Annotated in this window: 12 protein-coding genes; all 12 read left to right on the plus strand. The window is 67.3% G+C overall.

The features are described from left to right. The 12 genes from BM197_RS14525 (at position 1) to BM197_RS14580 (ending at position 15421) form a co-directional block, all read left to right on the plus strand. Positions 1-1344 (plus strand): dihydroorotase, encoded by a 1344-nt coding sequence (locus tag BM197_RS14525; protein WP_090712797.1) that lies wholly within the window; start codon positions 1-3, stop codon positions 1342-1344. Then, positions 1337-1879, plus strand: coding sequence for a PH-like domain-containing protein (locus BM197_RS14530; RefSeq protein ID WP_245762564.1), 543 nt, complete (start codon positions 1337-1339; stop codon positions 1877-1879). Before BM197_RS14525 ends, BM197_RS14530 begins: the two co-directional genes overlap by 8 nt. Beyond that, on the plus strand, positions 1879-3048 hold the full coding sequence (gene carA, locus BM197_RS14535; protein WP_090712799.1) for a glutamine-hydrolyzing carbamoyl-phosphate synthase small subunit: 1170 nt from the start codon (positions 1879-1881) through the stop codon (positions 3046-3048). Before BM197_RS14530 ends, carA begins: the two co-directional genes overlap by 1 nt. Beyond that, the gene (gene carB / locus BM197_RS14540) at positions 3048-6341 is read left to right on the plus strand and encodes a carbamoyl-phosphate synthase large subunit (protein WP_090712801.1); all 3294 of its coding nucleotides are present in this window, start codon (positions 3048-3050) and stop codon (positions 6339-6341) included. The genes carA and carB overlap by 1 nt, the downstream gene beginning before the upstream one ends. Further along, the gene (pyrF, locus tag BM197_RS14545) at positions 6338-7180 is read left to right on the plus strand and encodes an orotidine-5'-phosphate decarboxylase (RefSeq protein ID WP_090712803.1); all 843 of its coding nucleotides are present in this window, start codon (positions 6338-6340) and stop codon (positions 7178-7180) included. Before carB ends, pyrF begins: the two co-directional genes overlap by 4 nt. Next, entirely contained in the window at positions 7173-8102 is a 930-nt protein-coding gene (gene gmk / locus BM197_RS14550) for a guanylate kinase (protein WP_245762565.1), read from the plus strand. Before pyrF ends, gmk begins: the two co-directional genes overlap by 8 nt. A gap of 64 nt (positions 8103-8166) precedes the next feature. Beyond that, positions 8167-8424, plus strand: coding sequence for a DNA-directed RNA polymerase subunit omega (rpoZ, locus tag BM197_RS14555; RefSeq protein WP_090712805.1), 258 nt, complete (start codon positions 8167-8169; stop codon positions 8422-8424). Between the two features lie 15 nt (positions 8425-8439). Further along, the gene (gene coaBC, locus BM197_RS14560; RefSeq protein ID WP_177216855.1) at positions 8440-9654 is read left to right on the plus strand and encodes a bifunctional phosphopantothenoylcysteine decarboxylase/phosphopantothenate--cysteine ligase CoaBC; all 1215 of its coding nucleotides are present in this window, start codon (positions 8440-8442) and stop codon (positions 9652-9654) included. Positions 9655-9803: 149 nt separating this feature from the next. Then, complete coding sequence (metK, locus tag BM197_RS14565; protein WP_090712807.1) at positions 9804-10997, plus strand: methionine adenosyltransferase; 1194 nt, start codon at positions 9804-9806, stop codon at positions 10995-10997. 34 nt (positions 10998-11031) lie between these two features. Further along, the gene (locus BM197_RS14570) at positions 11032-13044 is read left to right on the plus strand and encodes a primosomal protein N' family DNA-binding protein (protein ID WP_090712809.1); all 2013 of its coding nucleotides are present in this window, start codon (positions 11032-11034) and stop codon (positions 13042-13044) included. A 28-nt stretch (positions 13045-13072) separates the two neighbouring features. Further along, a complete protein-coding gene (fmt, locus tag BM197_RS14575) occupies positions 13073-13990 on the plus strand; it encodes a methionyl-tRNA formyltransferase (protein ID WP_090712811.1) in 918 nt (305 codons plus the stop codon). Between the two features lie 9 nt (positions 13991-13999). Next, entirely contained in the window at positions 14000-15421 is a 1422-nt protein-coding gene (locus tag BM197_RS14580) for an RsmB/NOP family class I SAM-dependent RNA methyltransferase (RefSeq protein ID WP_090712813.1), read from the plus strand. Positions 15422-15426: the final 5 nt, after the last annotated feature.

The following is a 15426-nucleotide window of genomic DNA, read 5'->3' on the forward strand; positions in this document are numbered from 1 at the left end:
ATGACGAACACCTACCTGATTTCCGGCGCAGCTTTACCGGACGGAACACGAACCGACATCGTGCTCAAGGACGGCCTCATCGCTGAACTCGGGACCGGGCTCTCCGCCGCAGGCGCACAGCGCATCGACGCCGACGGCCTCGTCGCGCTTCCCGGTCTGGTCGACCTGCACACCCACCTGCGTGAACCCGGCTACGAACAGAGCGAGACGGTACTCACCGGAACCCAGGCCGCCGCCGCCGGCGGATTCACCGCCGTGTTCGCGATGGCGAACACCTCGCCGGTGGCAGACACCGCCGGCGTCGTCGAACAGGAACTGTCGCTGGGGGAGCAGGCGGGATACGCCACCGTGCAGCCCATCGGCGCTGTCACCGTCGGCCTAGCCGGTGAGCAGCTCGCCGAACTCGGCGCGATGGCATCCTCCCGCGCAAGGGTGCGGGTGTTCTCCGACGACGGTGCCTGCGTCTGGGACCCGGTGCTCATGCGCCGCGCCCTCGAATACGTGAAGTCGTTCGACGGGGTCATCGCCCAGCACGCCCAGGAGCCGCGCCTGACCGTCGGCGCGCAGATGAACGAGGGCGCCGTCTCCGGTGAACTCGGCCTAACCGGCTGGCCCGCCGTCGCCGAAGAGTCGATCATCGCCCGCGACGTGCTCCTCGCCGAGCACGTCGGCTCGAGCCTCCACATCTGCCACGTCTCCACGGCGGGCTCGGTCGACGTCCTGCGCTGGGCGAAGGCCCGCGGCATCCGGGTCACCGCCGAGGTCACCCCGCACCACCTACTTCTCGACGAGGAACTCGTCCGGAGCTTCGACGCCCGATACAAGGTCAACCCGCCGCTGCGCCGCCCGGAAGACGTCCTCGCCCTCCGCGAGGCCCTCGCCGACGGCACCATCGACATCGTCGCCACCGACCACGCCCCGCACCCGGTCGAGAGCAAAGACTGCGAGTGGGATGCCGCCGCAAACGGCATGGTCGGCCTCGAGTCAGCGCTCAGCGTCGTCCACGCATCCGTCGTCGAGTCCGGCCAGCTGGACTGGACCGACATCGCCCGAGTGCTCTCCTCAGAGCCGGCCCGGATCGGACGGATCACCAGCCACGGCCAGGGCATCGTCGCCGGTGCACCCGGCCAGGTCACCCTGTACGACCCGTCAGCCAGCCGTGAGTTCGGCACCGCCGACCTCACCGGGAAAGGCGTGAACTCGCCGTTTTTCGGCCGGACGCTTCCTGGCAGGGTGATCGCCACGTTCCACAACGGTTTCGCAACCGTCCTCGACGGCGAACTCCGGCCGACGGAAGACGTCGCCCGGTTCGCCGCCGAGCAGAGGATGGGCGCCCGTGTCTGAACGCCTCCTTCCCGCAGCTCTCGTCCTGGCGTTCCTCGCCCTCCTGCTCCTCGGCATGTGGCTCGCCTGGCGCGCACGGTCCAGGCGTGATGCCGGGGTGTCCGCCGGACAACCGTTACCGTCGGGCGGCATCCACCCGATCCTCGCCACCGACGTGCTGTACGTTGCGACGACGAAGGCCGGCCAGCCGCTCGAACGCCTCGCCATCCGCGGTCTCGCTTTCCGGGCCCGCGCCGAACTCACCCTCGCCGACGAGGGCGTCGTGCTCGCCGTGCCCGGGCAGGAGCCGATCTTCATCGGCGCCGCGCAGCTCGACTCGGCGCAGCCTGCGACCTGGACGATCGACCGCGTGGTCGAGTCCGACGGGCTGATCGCGCTCTCCTGGCGATCCGGCGATACGGATGTCGACAGTTACCTCCGCGTTATCGACCCGCCCCAGCACACCCGCGTCCTGTCCACCCTGTCGTCCCTGATCTCAGCGCAGGCCAGCCCAGCGCCCGCAGACTCCACCACTCCCACTGAGAGCGAGAAATAATGAGCAGCTCACCTTTCGGTTCGGCGACCCCCGCCGTCCTCGTCCTCGAGGACGGAAGCCGCTACGTCGGCCGTGCATACGGCGCCATCGGCAAGACCCTCGGCGAAGCCGTGTTCGCAACCGGCATGACCGGCTACCAGGAGACCCTCACCGATCCGTCGTACGCCGGGCAGATCGTTCTGATGACCGCACCCCACATCGGCAACACCGGTGTGAACAATGAAGACAAGGAATCGAAGCAGATCTGGGTCGCCGGGTTCGTTGTGCGCGACCCTTCCCGCGTCGTCTCGAACTTCCGCGCAGAGGACAGCCTCGACAACGACCTCAGCGCGAGCGAGGTCGTCGGCATCAGCAACATCGACACCCGCGCGGTCACCCGCCACATCCGCGATAAGGGCGCCATGCGTGCCGGCATCTTCTCGGGCGAATTCTTCGACCTCTCGGAGGGCGACCAGCTCGACCAGGTCCGCCAAGGGCAGGAAATGACCGGTCGGAACCTTTCCCACGACGTCTCCACCATCGACCCGTACGAAGTGCCTGCGACGGGCGACCGCATTGGCCGCGTCGCGGTGCTCGACCTCGGCATCAAGACCTCGACGGTGAAGTACCTGTCCGAACGCGGCTTCGACGTGCTCGTCCTGCCGCAGAACGTCACAGCCGAACACGTGCTGTCGCTCAACCCGGATGCGCTGTTCTTCTCGAACGGCCCAGGCGACCCAGCGGCATCCGACGACCACGTCACCCTGCTGCGGGAGGTCCTCCACGCCGACGTCCCGTTCTTCGGCATCTGCTTCGGCAACCAGCTCCTCGGCCGGGCACTCGGCTTCGGCACCTACAAACTGCCTTTCGGGCACCGCGGCATCAACCAGCCGGTGCTGGAAAAAGCCACAGGCAGGGTCGAGATCACCTCGCAGAACCACGGTTTCGCCGTCGACCTGCCGATCGACGGCGAGCACCAGTCGCCTGAGGGCTTCGGCCGGGTCACCGTCAGCCACTACAGCCTCAACGACCAGGTCGTCGAGGGCCTCGCCTGCCTCGACATCCCCGCCTTCAGCGTTCAGTACCACCCGGAGGCTGCTGCAGGCCCCAACGACGCCAACCACCTCTTCGATCGATTCCGCGACCTCGTGATCTCAAACAAGGCCAACACAGCAGGAGACAACAACTAATGCCCAAGCGCGACGACATCCAGAGTGTCCTTGTCATCGGCTCAGGTCCGATCGTCATCGGCCAGGCAGCTGAATTCGACTACTCAGGCACCCAGGCTTGCCGTGTGCTTCGCGAAGAGGGCGTCCGCGTCATCCTCGTGAACTCCAACCCGGCGACGATCATGACCGACCCCGACTTCGCCGACGCCACCTACATCGAGCCCATCACATGGGAAGTCCTCGAGACGATCATCGCGAAGGAAAAACCGGATGCCATCCTGCCCACCCTGGGCGGGCAGACGGCTCTCAACGCCGCGATCCAGCTACACGAGCACGGAATCCTCGAGAAGTACGACGTCGAACTGATCGGCGCGAACTTCGAGGCGATCAACAAAGGTGAAGACCGCCAGATCTTCAAGGACCTCGTGATCGAGTGCGGCGCTGACGTCGCGAAGTCGTACATCGCGCACACCGTCGACGAAGCCATCGGATTCGCCGAGGACCTCGGCTACCCGCTCGTCATCCGCCCCTCGTTCACCATGGGCGGCCTCGGCTCCGGTTTCGCGTACACCCGCGACGAGCTCGTGCGCATGGTCACCGACGGCCTGCACCAGAGCCCCACCACCGAGGTCCTCCTCGAGGAATCCATCCTCGGCTGGAAGGAATATGAACTCGAACTCATGCGCGACACGGCCGATAACACCGTCGTCGTCTGCTCGATCGAGAACGTCGACCCGGTCGGCGTGCACACCGGCGACTCCATCACCGTCGCCCCGGCGCTCACGCTCACCGACCGCGAGTACCAGAAACTCCGCGACATCGGAATCGACATCATCCGCGCCGTCGGCGTCGACACCGGCGGCTGCAACATCCAGTTCGCCATCGACCCGGCCGACGGACGCATCATCGTCATCGAGATGAACCCCCGGGTGTCCCGCTCGAGCGCGCTCGCGTCGAAGGCGACCGGATTCCCAATCGCGAAGATCGCCGCCAAGCTCGCCATCGGTTACCACCTCGACGAGATCCCCAACGACATCACCAAGGTCACGCCGGCGAGCTTCGAGCCAACACTCGACTACGTCGTCGTCAAGGTTCCCCGGTTCGCGTTCGAGAAATTCCCGGCAGCGGATGCCACGCTCACCACCACCATGAAGTCGGTCGGTGAGGCGATGGCGATCGGCCGCAACTTCACGACGGCGCTGCAGAAGGCGCTGCGCTCCCTTGAGAAGCGCGGCTCCAGCTTCCACTGGGGCGAAGAGAACCGTTCCGTCGAGGAACTCCTCGAGATCGCCGCTGTGCCGACCGACGGCCGCATCGTCGTCGTGCAGCAGGCCCTCCGCCTGGGTGCAACACCGGAGCAGCTGTTCGAAGCCACCAAGATCGACCCGTGGTTCCTCGACCAGATCGTGCTCATCAACGAGGTCGCCGAGTACATCCGGGATGCCGCGCGGCTCGACACCGACGTGCTCACCACCGCCAAGAACCACGGCTTCTCGGACGTCCAGATCGGGCAGCTGCGCGGTTTCGGTGAGGCCGAGGTGCGCGAAGTGCGCCACATCCTCGACGTGCGCCCCGTCTTCAAGACTGTCGACACTTGCGCGGGGGAGTTCCCGGCGCTCACGCCGTACCACTACTCCAGCTACGACTCCGAGACCGAAGTCATCCCCTCCGACCGGCGCAAGGTGGTCATCCTCGGCTCCGGCCCCAACCGGATCGGCCAGGGCATCGAGTTCGACTACTCCTGCGTCCACGCCTCGTTCGCCCTCCGCGACGCCGGGTACGAGACGATCATGGTCAACTGCAACCCGGAGACCGTCTCAACGGACTACGACACCAGCGATCGGCTCTACTTCGAGCCGCTGACGCTCGAAGACGTCCTAGAGATCATCCACGCCGAAAGCAAGTCAGGCGAACTCGTCGGGGTCGTCGTCCAGCTGGGTGGCCAGACCGCCCTCGGGCTCGCCGCCGGCCTGAAGGCTGCCGGAATCCCGATCCTCGGCACCACGCCTGAAGCGATCGACCTCGCCGAGGAGCGCGGCGCGTTCTCGCAGATCCTCGAAAACGCCGGATTGCTCGCACCGAAAAACGGCACAGCCACCGAGGTGAACGGCGCCGTCACGATCGCTGAAGACATCGGGTACCCGGTGCTCGTGCGGCCCAGCTTCGTGCTCGGCGGCCGCGGCATGGAGATCGTCTACGACAGCGCGTCGCTCCGCGACTACTTCGTCCGGATGGCCGATCAGGGCATCATCGGCCCGCAGCACCCGCTGCTGGTCGACCGGTTCCTCGACGACGCCATCGAGATCGACGTCGACGCCCTCTACGACGGCACCGAACTGTACATCGGCGGCGTGATGGAGCACATCGAGGAGGCCGGCATCCACTCCGGCGACTCGAGCTGCACCCTGCCTCCGATCTCGCTGGGGCGTACGCAGATCGACCGGGTCCGCGAAGCCACCCTCGCCATCGCCCAGGGAATCGGCGTGCAGGGACTCCTCAACGTCCAGTTCGCCATCGGCGCAGGCATCCTCTACGTGCTCGAAGCGAACCCGCGGGCCTCGCGCACCGTTCCGTTCGTCTCCAAAGCACTCGGCATCCCCCTGGCCAAGGCCGCATCGCTCGTGATGACGGGTGCGACGATCGCCGAGCTCAAGGACTCCGGACTGCTGCCCCCTGTCGACGGTTCGCGCGTCCCGATGGACTCGCCGGTCTCGGTCAAGGAAGCTGTGCTGCCGTTCAAGCGGTTCCGCACCACGGATGGGCGGATCGTCGACTCCATCCTCGGCCCGGAGATGCGGTCCACCGGTGAAGTGATGGGAATCGACAAGGACTTCCCCCGCGCATTCGCGAAGAGCCAGACCGGCGCGTACGGCGGAATTCCGCTCACAGGCACCGTCTTCGTCTCGGTCTCCGATCGCGACAAGCGGTCGATCGTCCTGCCGATCCTCCGCCTGCAGGAGTTCGGCTACGAGATCCTCGCAACGGTCGGCACAGCGGAGATCCTCAACCGTAACGGCATCTCGGCGCGAACGGTCCGCAAGTACAGCGAGGGCGACGAGTCCGAGCTGGGCGAACCGTCGATCGTGGAACTGATCAACCGCCACGAGGTCGACATCGTCATCAACACGCCGTCCGGACGCAGCGGCCGCGCAGACGGGTACGAGATCCGCGCCGCGGCGGTCGCCGAAGACAAGCCACTGTTCACGACAATCGCCGAACTGACCGCAGCGGTCGCGTCGATCGAAGCAGTGCGCAACGGCTTCGAAGTCCGATCGCTGCAGGAGTACGCCAAGGACCGGGCGCTGCTCGCATGAGCCTCGCCTTTGCGACCCGCCTGGCCGGCGTCTTCGCCGGCCAGGGCCGGCTGTGTGTGGGCATCGACCCGCACAGCTGGCTCCTGTCGGAATGGAACCTCCCCGACAGCGCAGAGGGTGCACGGGAATTCGGGTTGCGCGTCGTGGACGCCGCCGACGGGCTCGCCGGCATCGTCAAGCCACAGGTTGCCTTCTTCGAACGGTTCGGCGCCCGCGGCTTCGACGCGCTCGAACAGGTGATCAGTGACGCCCGCAGCCGCGGCATTCTCGTCATCGCCGACGCGAAACGCGGCGATGTCGGATCCAGCGTCGACGCGTACGGGGAAACCTGGCTCGGTGACGGCTCGCCCCTCGAATCGGATGCAGTCACCCTGAACCCGTTTCAGGGTGTCGGCGCGCTTCACGGGCCGTTCGAACTGGCACATCGGAACGGCAAAGGTGTTTTCGTGCTCGCCGCCACATCCAACCCGGAGGGTATCGCCGGTCAGAAGGCAAAACTCGCGTCCGGTGCGACCCTGGCCCGGAGTATTCTCGACGACGTGACAACATGGAACGCAGCGCACGCGACCGGTCCTCTTGGCGACGTCGGCGTTGTACTCGGGGCGACCCTCGATCTCTCCGGATTCGAACTCGGGGATGCTCCGGTCCCCGCACCGCCCGTGCTCGCTCCCGGTTTCGGGCACCAGGGGGCATCCGCGTCCGCTTTGAAAACTATTTACGGGAACCTGGCCGACGGCGTTATCGTCTCCGAGTCCCGTGCCCTCCTTGCGGCGGGCCCAGGCGGTATCCGCCAGGCCGTCGCCGCCCGAGCAGAAGAGGTGAGGCTGGCCAGTGGCTGAACCGACCGACCGAACACCACCAGAGGTTGACCGCGTCGCGGCATCCCGCGCCGCCGTCGAAGCCCGTCGCGCCCGCGCCGCGTTGAAGAACTCGATCGCCGTTGGCACCGTGACCGCGCTGTCCGTCCTCGATGACGGACTGGAGCATCCCGACGGTGTCGCCGGACGGATGCGGGTCACCGACTTCCTGCTCAGCGTCCCGGCCATCGGCCGTACCAAACTCAGCCGCATCCTCGACGACCTCGGCATTTCGCCGTCGAAACGGATCGGTGGCCTCGGGCACAACCAGCGCGTGCGCCTCAGGAACTTCGTCATCGACCGGGAGGCGCGAAACCGCGGCAGGCGCAAGAGCCGCCTCGTCGTTCTCGCCGGACCGACCGCCGTCGGCAAAGGAACAGTGGCTACCTACATCCGGGAGAACTATCGGGACGTCCTGCTCTCGGTCTCGGCGACCACCCGCGCGCCCCGGCCGGGAGAGGTCGAAGGGGTGAACTACTACTTCGTCGACGACACCGAGTTCGACCGGCTGATCGCCGACCACGAGCTGCTGGAGCACGCGACGGTCCACAACGCGTACCGCTACGGCACTCCACGAGCTCCGATCGACAAAGCACTCAGCGCCGGGCACAGCGTGCTCCTCGAGATCGACATCCAGGGCGCGATGCAGGTACGTGAGGCAATGCCGGAGGCAACGCTCGTGTTCCTGCTGCCACCCAGCTGGGACGAACTCGTCCGCCGCCTGGTCGGCCGGGGCACCGAAGATTCCGAGGAACGCGAACGCCGGCTCAGCACCGCAAAGCACGAATTGGCGGCCCAGAACGAGTTCGATTACCGGGTCGTGAACCACACCGTGGCCGAAGCTGCCCGGGAGGTCGTAGACTTGATGCAGACTCGCGGCCCGTCAGTCGCCCCCAAGGCATGACTCGCGGCCGCCGACAGACCTCTATTTCTCCAATCCGCAACACACGAGGAGTGTGACTTCAGTTATGGCTGAAAAGCCCAAGGGAATCATTGACCCGCCCATCGACGACCTGCTCTCCAAGGTCGACTCCAAGTACGCTCTGGTGATTTTCGCTTCCAAGCGTGCCCGCCAGATCAACGACTACTACTCCGACCTGCACGAAGGCAGCCTCTTCGACAACGTCGGCCCGCTCGTCGACTCACACGTCGAAGACAAGCCGCTCTCCGTTGCCCTCCACGAGATCAACGAGGACAAGCTCGTCCTGCGTCCCATCGTCGAGTAGCACGTCGTCCTCCCGATGACAGGTTCGCTGAATGTCGTTGTCGGCATAACGGGTGGCATCGCCGCGTACAAAGCGGTCGGTGTCATCCGTTCTTTTGTGCTCGCAGGACACCGGGTCCAGGTGGTCGCCACCCAGGGTGCTCTGCGGTTCGTCGGCAGGCCTACCCTCGAAGCGATCTCACGTAATCCGGTGCACACCGAACTGTACGAAGGCGTCGCCGAGGTACGCCACGTGGCGATCGGGCAGGCAGCGGATCTCATCGTCATCGCCCCGGCGACGGCGAACACCATCGCCCGTTTGGCTTCCGGCCTCGCCGAAGACCTGCTGGGCAACACGGTGCTGGCGAGCACAGCGCCCGTGGTGATTGCCCCTGCCATGCACACCGAGATGTGGCAGAACCCCGCCACCCAGGCCAACATCGCCACACTGCGCTCACGCGGGGTCACCGTCGTCGGGCCGGCAAGCGGCCAGCTCACCGGCGCCGACACGGGCCCTGGGCGCATGGAAGAACCTGAGACGATCGTCCAGGCAGCACTCGCAGCGGCAGCCCAAGCCCCTGGCGACCTCGACGGCGCCCGCATCGTCATCACAGCGGGCGGAACCCGTGAAGCGCTCGACCCGGTGCGTTTCATCGGCAACCGCTCAAGCGGCAAGCAGGGCGTCGCCCTCGCCAGTGCTGCCCTCCGCCGAGGCGCGACAGTGACGCTCATCGCGTCGCACCTCGACGTGGCCCCACCGGGCGGCGTCACCCTGGTCTCCGCGCCGAGCGCCACCGAGCTCCAGCAGGCGGTGACGGATGCCGCCGCCGAGGCAGACATCGTCATCATGGCTGCAGCCGTCTCCGACTACCGCCCCGCCGAAGTGCTGGACGCGAAAATCAAAAAAGAAGACACCGGCACCGAGCTCACGCTGAGACTCGTGCAGAACCCCGACATCCTCGCCGGGCTCGCAGCATCCGCCCGCCCCGGACAAAAAATCGTCGGCTTCGCTGCGGAAACGACACCGGGCGAGGACGAACTGCTCGAGATCGGACGGGCGAAGCTCGCCCGCAAGGGATGCGACTTCCTCGTCGTCAACCGGGTCGGCTGGAACGAAGGATTCGCGCTCGACACCAACAGCATCGTGGTGCTCGGGAAGGGCGGCAACGTCGTTCTCGAAGCATCCGGAACCAAGCTCGAGATCGCTGACCGCATCCTCGACGCCGTGACCTCTGGCGTTCCGGTTCGCTGACCACGACCGCTGTCTCCCGAAAAGCCTGCCAGCAACCCGACGATATAGTGATGAGGGCTTTCGCAGCAGCATGATGTCGGTGGTCCCATCGATACTGAACTGCGGGCGTCCCTCACCATTGTTTTCGCCCCGTACCTTTTGGAGTTGGTATGACGCATCTGCGCCTGTTTACCTCGGAATCCGTCACTGAAGGACACCCAGACAAGGTCTGCGACCAGATCTCAGACAGCATTCTGGATGCCATGCTCGACCAGGATCCAGACAGTCGCGTCGCCGTCGAAACGCTCGTCACCACCGGGCTCGTCCACGTTGCCGGTGAGGTCACCACCGAGGCATACGTCGAAATCCCGGCGCTGATCCGCGAACTCGTGACCAACATCGGCTACAACCACTCCGACGTCGGCTTCGACGGCGCCTCCTGCGGGGTCTCGGTTTCGATCGGCCAGCAGTCCCCGGACATCGCACAGGGCGTCGATGACGCATTCGAGTCTCGGGAGCAGGCCAGTTCGGACGCGCTCGACCACCAGGGTGCAGGGGACCAGGGCATCATGTTCGGTTTCGCCACCACGGAAACAAAGCAGCTCATGCCTGTACCCGGCTGGATCGCGCACCGCCTCGCGGAGCGGCTCACCGCCGTCCGCAAGTCGGGTGAACTCGACTACCTCCGCCCAGACGGCAAGACCCAGGTCACGATCGGCTACGACGGAATCACCCCGAAGAGCGTCGAAACCGTTGTGCTCTCGACCCAGCACGAGGACGGCATCGCACTCGACCGCCTGCGCGCAGACGTCGAGGAGCACGTCATCCGGCCCGTCCTCGACGGAGTCGAACTCGACACCTCCGGCGTGAACTTCTTGATCAACCCCACCGGCCGTTTCGTCATCGGTGGCCCCGCCGGCGACGCCGGACTCACCGGCCGCAAGATCATCATCGACACCTACGGCGGAGCTGCGCGCCACGGTGGCGGTGCGTTCAGCGGCAAGGACCCGTCGAAGGTCGACCGTTCGGCCGCCTACGCCATGCGCTGGGTGGCCAAGAACGCCGTGGCCGCCGGATTCGCCGACAAGCTCGAAGTGCAGGTCGCATACGCGATCGGCAAGGCAGCGCCGGTTGGACTGTACGTCGAAACGTTTGGCACGGCGAAAATCTCCGAAGACACCATCGTCGACGCTATCCGCGAGGTCTTCGACCTGCGGCCTGCGGCCATTGTGCGCGACCTCGACCTGAAACGCCCCATCTACGCCGCGACCGCCGCCTACGGGCACTTCGGGCGCGAACTGCCGGACTTCACCTGGGAGCGGCTCGACAAGGTCGCCGACCTGCGAAGCGCCGCGCGGCTCTGAATCATCTGGGAGCGGCAGTGAATCAAGGCGTGTTATGACCACGGGCGCCGCAACCGGATGGGCAACACCGGCGCCGGCCAGGCGTGGCACGACCGCCCGGGTTGTCCTTGATTCCCCGTTGCCACAGCTCGACCACCTCTTCGACTACCGGATCCCCGATGGGCTCGCCGCCGAGGCGATCCCCGGGGTGCGTGTGACCGTGCCCCTGCGTTCAGCCGGCCGGGTCGCTCGCGGCTACATCGTCGAGACGGTCGACGCGTCCGACGGCTTCGACGGCGAACTGAGCCCGCTCGACTCCGTCGTCTCCGCCGTCCCGGTCCTTACGCCTGAGGTGTGGGCGCTCGCACGGAAGGCGGCCGACCGGGCTGCTGGCGGTGCCGGCGACATCCTGCGGCTCGCCATCCCACCGAGGCAGGTGCGGGTGGAGAAGGTCTGGCAACGCGCCCAGGAGGAGAGCCCCGCGGTGTCGTCGCCGCCGGACGCGCCAGAGATCGACGGCTACGGTTCTGCACTGGCCGACCTTCTCGCCGGGCATCAGCGAATCGCGCTCGATGTGATTCCGCAGGTCGTTCAGCTTGAATCAGGGACCTGGGTCGGGCGCTGGGCGGTCACCATCGCCCAGGCTGCCGCGCGAACCGTTGCCGCGGGGGAGACCGCAATCCTCGTCGTTCCCGACTACCGCGACAGCGACCAGTTGTTCGCCGCCCTCAGCGAGTATCTTCCTCCTGACCGGATCACCCGAGTCGACGCGTCGCAACCGAACGCCGACAGGTACCGGGCATTCCTCGACTGTCTCACCGACATCCCGAGGGTGATCCTCGGCAACCGATCAGCCGTGTACGCGCCAGCGAAATCCCTGGGCCTTCTCACAATCTTCGACGACGGAGACCCGCTGTACTCCGAACCGCTCGCCCCGTACGTGCACGCAAGGGATGCAGCGCTCATCCGCCAGCAGCAGTCAGGGGCCGCCCTCGTCCTCGCCGGACACACCCGAAGCGCCGACGCGCAACGGTTGGTAGACATCGGCTGGCTCGACGCCATCGGACCGGAACGAGCCAAAGCACCCCGCGTCGTCATCACCGCGAAGGCGGACCATGAGGATGCTGTCGCCGTGACCGCGCGCATCCCGTCGATGGCGTGGCGGCTGGCCAAGGAAGCGATCGCCTCGGGCCCCGTGCTCGTCCAGGTCGCCCGCCCCGGCTACGCTCCCGTGGTCGCCTGTGGCACGTGCGCCTCGGCCGCGAGGTGCCGCACCTGCGCCGGCCCGCTCAGAATCGCCAGCGCCGGAGCCGCCCCGTCCTGCACGCTCTGCGGGGCCATCGCCGCCGGCTGGGTGTGCCCGACCTGCGAAGGAACGAAGTTACGACTCGTCACCCGCGGAACCGGTCGCACCGCCGAAGAACTCGGGCGGGCTTTTCCCGGTGTGCCTGTGCTCATCTCTGACGGTGAACGCCAGGTCACCGCCGTCGAGGGGAAACCGGCTCTCGTCATCGCAACCCGCGGCGCCGAGCCGGTGGCCGCCGGCGGCTATGCCGCTGTCCTCCTCCTCGACGCAGGCCGGATGCTCGCTGCAGAACATCTCCGCATCGGCGAGGACTGCCTGCGCTGGTGGTCGAACGCCGCCGCTCTCGCCCGGCCCGGCGCCCCTGTGGTGCTCACCGGTGTCACCGGCGACCTCGCTCGCGCACTCGCCACGTGGACCCAGCCCGCCTTCGCACACGCAGAACTTCTGGATCGGCGCGCCCTGCGGTTCCCACCCGCCGTCCGGGCGGCATCCGTCTCAGGCGACGCCGCCGCTGTCGCCGAAGCCCTCGCCGAGGTCCGCGACCTGCCGGGAGCCAGCATTCTCGGGCCGACACCCGCCGATGACGGGGTACGGGCGATCCTCCGGCTCGACTACGGGCAGGCCGGAGAAGCCGCGCGGCTGCTTCGCGGTGCCGTCGTCAGGAACGCGACGAAGCGGCGCAAGGCACCGCAGGGGAAAGCCGGTTACCGGCCGCCACCTACACTGAAAGTCCGCTTCGACGACCCGGAGATCCTGTCATGACCGCCAGCAACACTCGAATCGGATTCGCATGAGACTTCTCTTCGCCGGCACGCCCGACGTGGCTGTGCCGAGCCTGCAGCGCCTCCTCCGGAGCGAGCACGAGGTTGTCGCCGTGCTCACCCGGGAGGATGCACCGCTCGGCCGCAAACGCGTCCTCACCCCGTCGCCGGTCGCCCGTGCCGCTGAGGATGCCGGAATTCCGGTCATCAAGGCGAACCGGCTGACCGACGACGTCACCGCCGCCATCGAGAACCTCGACACCGACCTCGGGGTCATCGTCGCATACGGCGGTCTGCTCCGTGAGCCCCTGCTGTCCACGCCACGCCACGGCTGGATCAACCTGCACTTCTCCCTCCTGCCCGCATGGCGGGGGGCGGCGCCCGTGCAGCAATCCGTGCTCGCCGGAGACACGATCACCGGCGCAAGCGTGTTCCAGCTCGTTCGGGAACTCGACGCAGGCGACCTGTTCGGCGTCGTCGAACACCCGATCGACCCGGATGCCACAGCCGGAACCCTGCTCGCCGAACTCGCCGAGTCGGGCGCCGGGTTCCTCGCCGGCGTCGTCGACGACATCGGCAGCGGCCAGGCCCGAGCAGTGCCCCAGACCGGGACGCCCACCCTCGCCCCGAAACTGCGCATCGAAGACGGCCGGCTCGACTGGGCCGCACCCGCGAACGAGGTCTACAACCGGTTCCGTGGCGTCACGCCCGAACCCGGCGCACACACCACGATCAGCGGCACGCGGTTCAAGATCCTCGACGCCCGACTGGCGCCGTCGGTCACGCTCGAGGCGGGGATGATTGACCGGCTCGACGGCCGCATCCTCATCGGAACCGCAACGTCGGCACTTGAACTCCTGCAAGTCCAGCCGGCCGGAAAACCGGCCATGGCAGCATCCGACTGGTGGCGAGGACTCAGCCACGACCAGCCCGTCCGGGCAGAGTAGGTACCACTCATGACTCCAACACAGGCGCCACCGCCCTCGACCGTCCAGCCCGCCAGGCGCATCGCCTACGATGTCCTCGCCGCGGTGAGCAACGATGACGCGTACGCGAACCTGCTGCTGCCGACCCTCATCGCGCGGGCTGCGCTCAACTCAGCAGACGCGGGCCTCGCCACCGAACTGACCTACGGCACCCTCCGGCTCCGCGGCTACTACGACCGGGTGATCGCCATCGCCGCCGGCCGCGATATCAGCCAGATCGACGCCGGCATCCTCGACGTTCTCCGGCTCGGCGCGCACCAGCTCCTCGCCACCCGCGTCGCGCCGCACGCAGCGGTCAACGAGTCCGTCGCCCTCGCCCGCAGAGTCGGATCACGTTCGGCCGTGGGGTTCACCAACGGTGTCCTGCGTACCATTTCACGCTCAACCCCCGATGAGTGGCGTGAGCGCGTCCTCGCCGCGGCGAAGAACCCGGACGACCGGCTCGCAGCCGACTTCGCCCACCCGGCCTGGATTCTCCGTGCCTTCCGGCAGGCCCTCGCATTGGAGGGCCGCGCGGACGAGCTCGAGCAGCTCCTCGCCGCCGACAACGAGGCACCGCGGGTGAATCTGATCGCGCTGCCGGGTCTCGCTGAGGTACCGGAGGGCGCCGAATCGAACCGGCACTCGCCGTTCGGGTTCACCCTGTCCGGCGGAGACCCGGATGCCGCGATCCGTCACGAGAACGGACGCCTCCGCGTGCAGGACGAAGGGTCGCAGCTCGCTGCCCTCGCGCTGAGCCGGGTGCGTCCGACCACCGCGGGGGAGCGCTGGCTCGACCTCTGCGCCGGACCGGGCGGCAAGACCGCGCTGCTCGGCGCCGAAGCCGCCCTGTCGGGCGCGACGGTCACCGCCAACGAGCTCGTCCCTGCCCGTGCCCAACTCGTCCGCCGTGCCGTCGCCCCGGTTCCCGGCGACATTACAGTCACGGAACTCGACGGCACGCAGGTCGGCGAGCTCCAGCCCGAGGCGTGGGACCGCATCCTGGTCGACGCCCCCTGCACGGGCCTCGGCGCGCTCCGCCGCCGCCCAGAAGCGCGCTGGCGCAAGACCGCGAAGGATGTGGCCGACCTCACCGTGCTCCAGCAGTCACTGTTCCTCTCCGCATTCGACGCGCTCAAGCCCGGCGGCGTCATGGCCTACGTCACCTGCTCACCGCACCTCGCCGAGACCCGTGGCGTCGTCACCGACGCACTGCGGCGGCTGGGGCCAGCGGCTGAGCTGCTCGACACCGCCCGGGTGGTCCAGTCGATCGCCGTTGAGAGCCTCGACCTGCCCGCCGTGGACTCTCCTGACGGCGGTACGACGGTTCAGCTGTGGCCGCATAGGCACGGGACGGATGCGATGTTCATCGCGCTGATCGCCAAATCGCCATCGACCGGCGGCACTCGTTAGGCTGT

The sequence above is a fragment of the Mycetocola miduiensis genome (assembly GCF_900115155.1).
GTDB lineage: Bacteria > Actinomycetota > Actinomycetes > Actinomycetales > Microbacteriaceae > Mycetocola_A > Mycetocola_A miduiensis.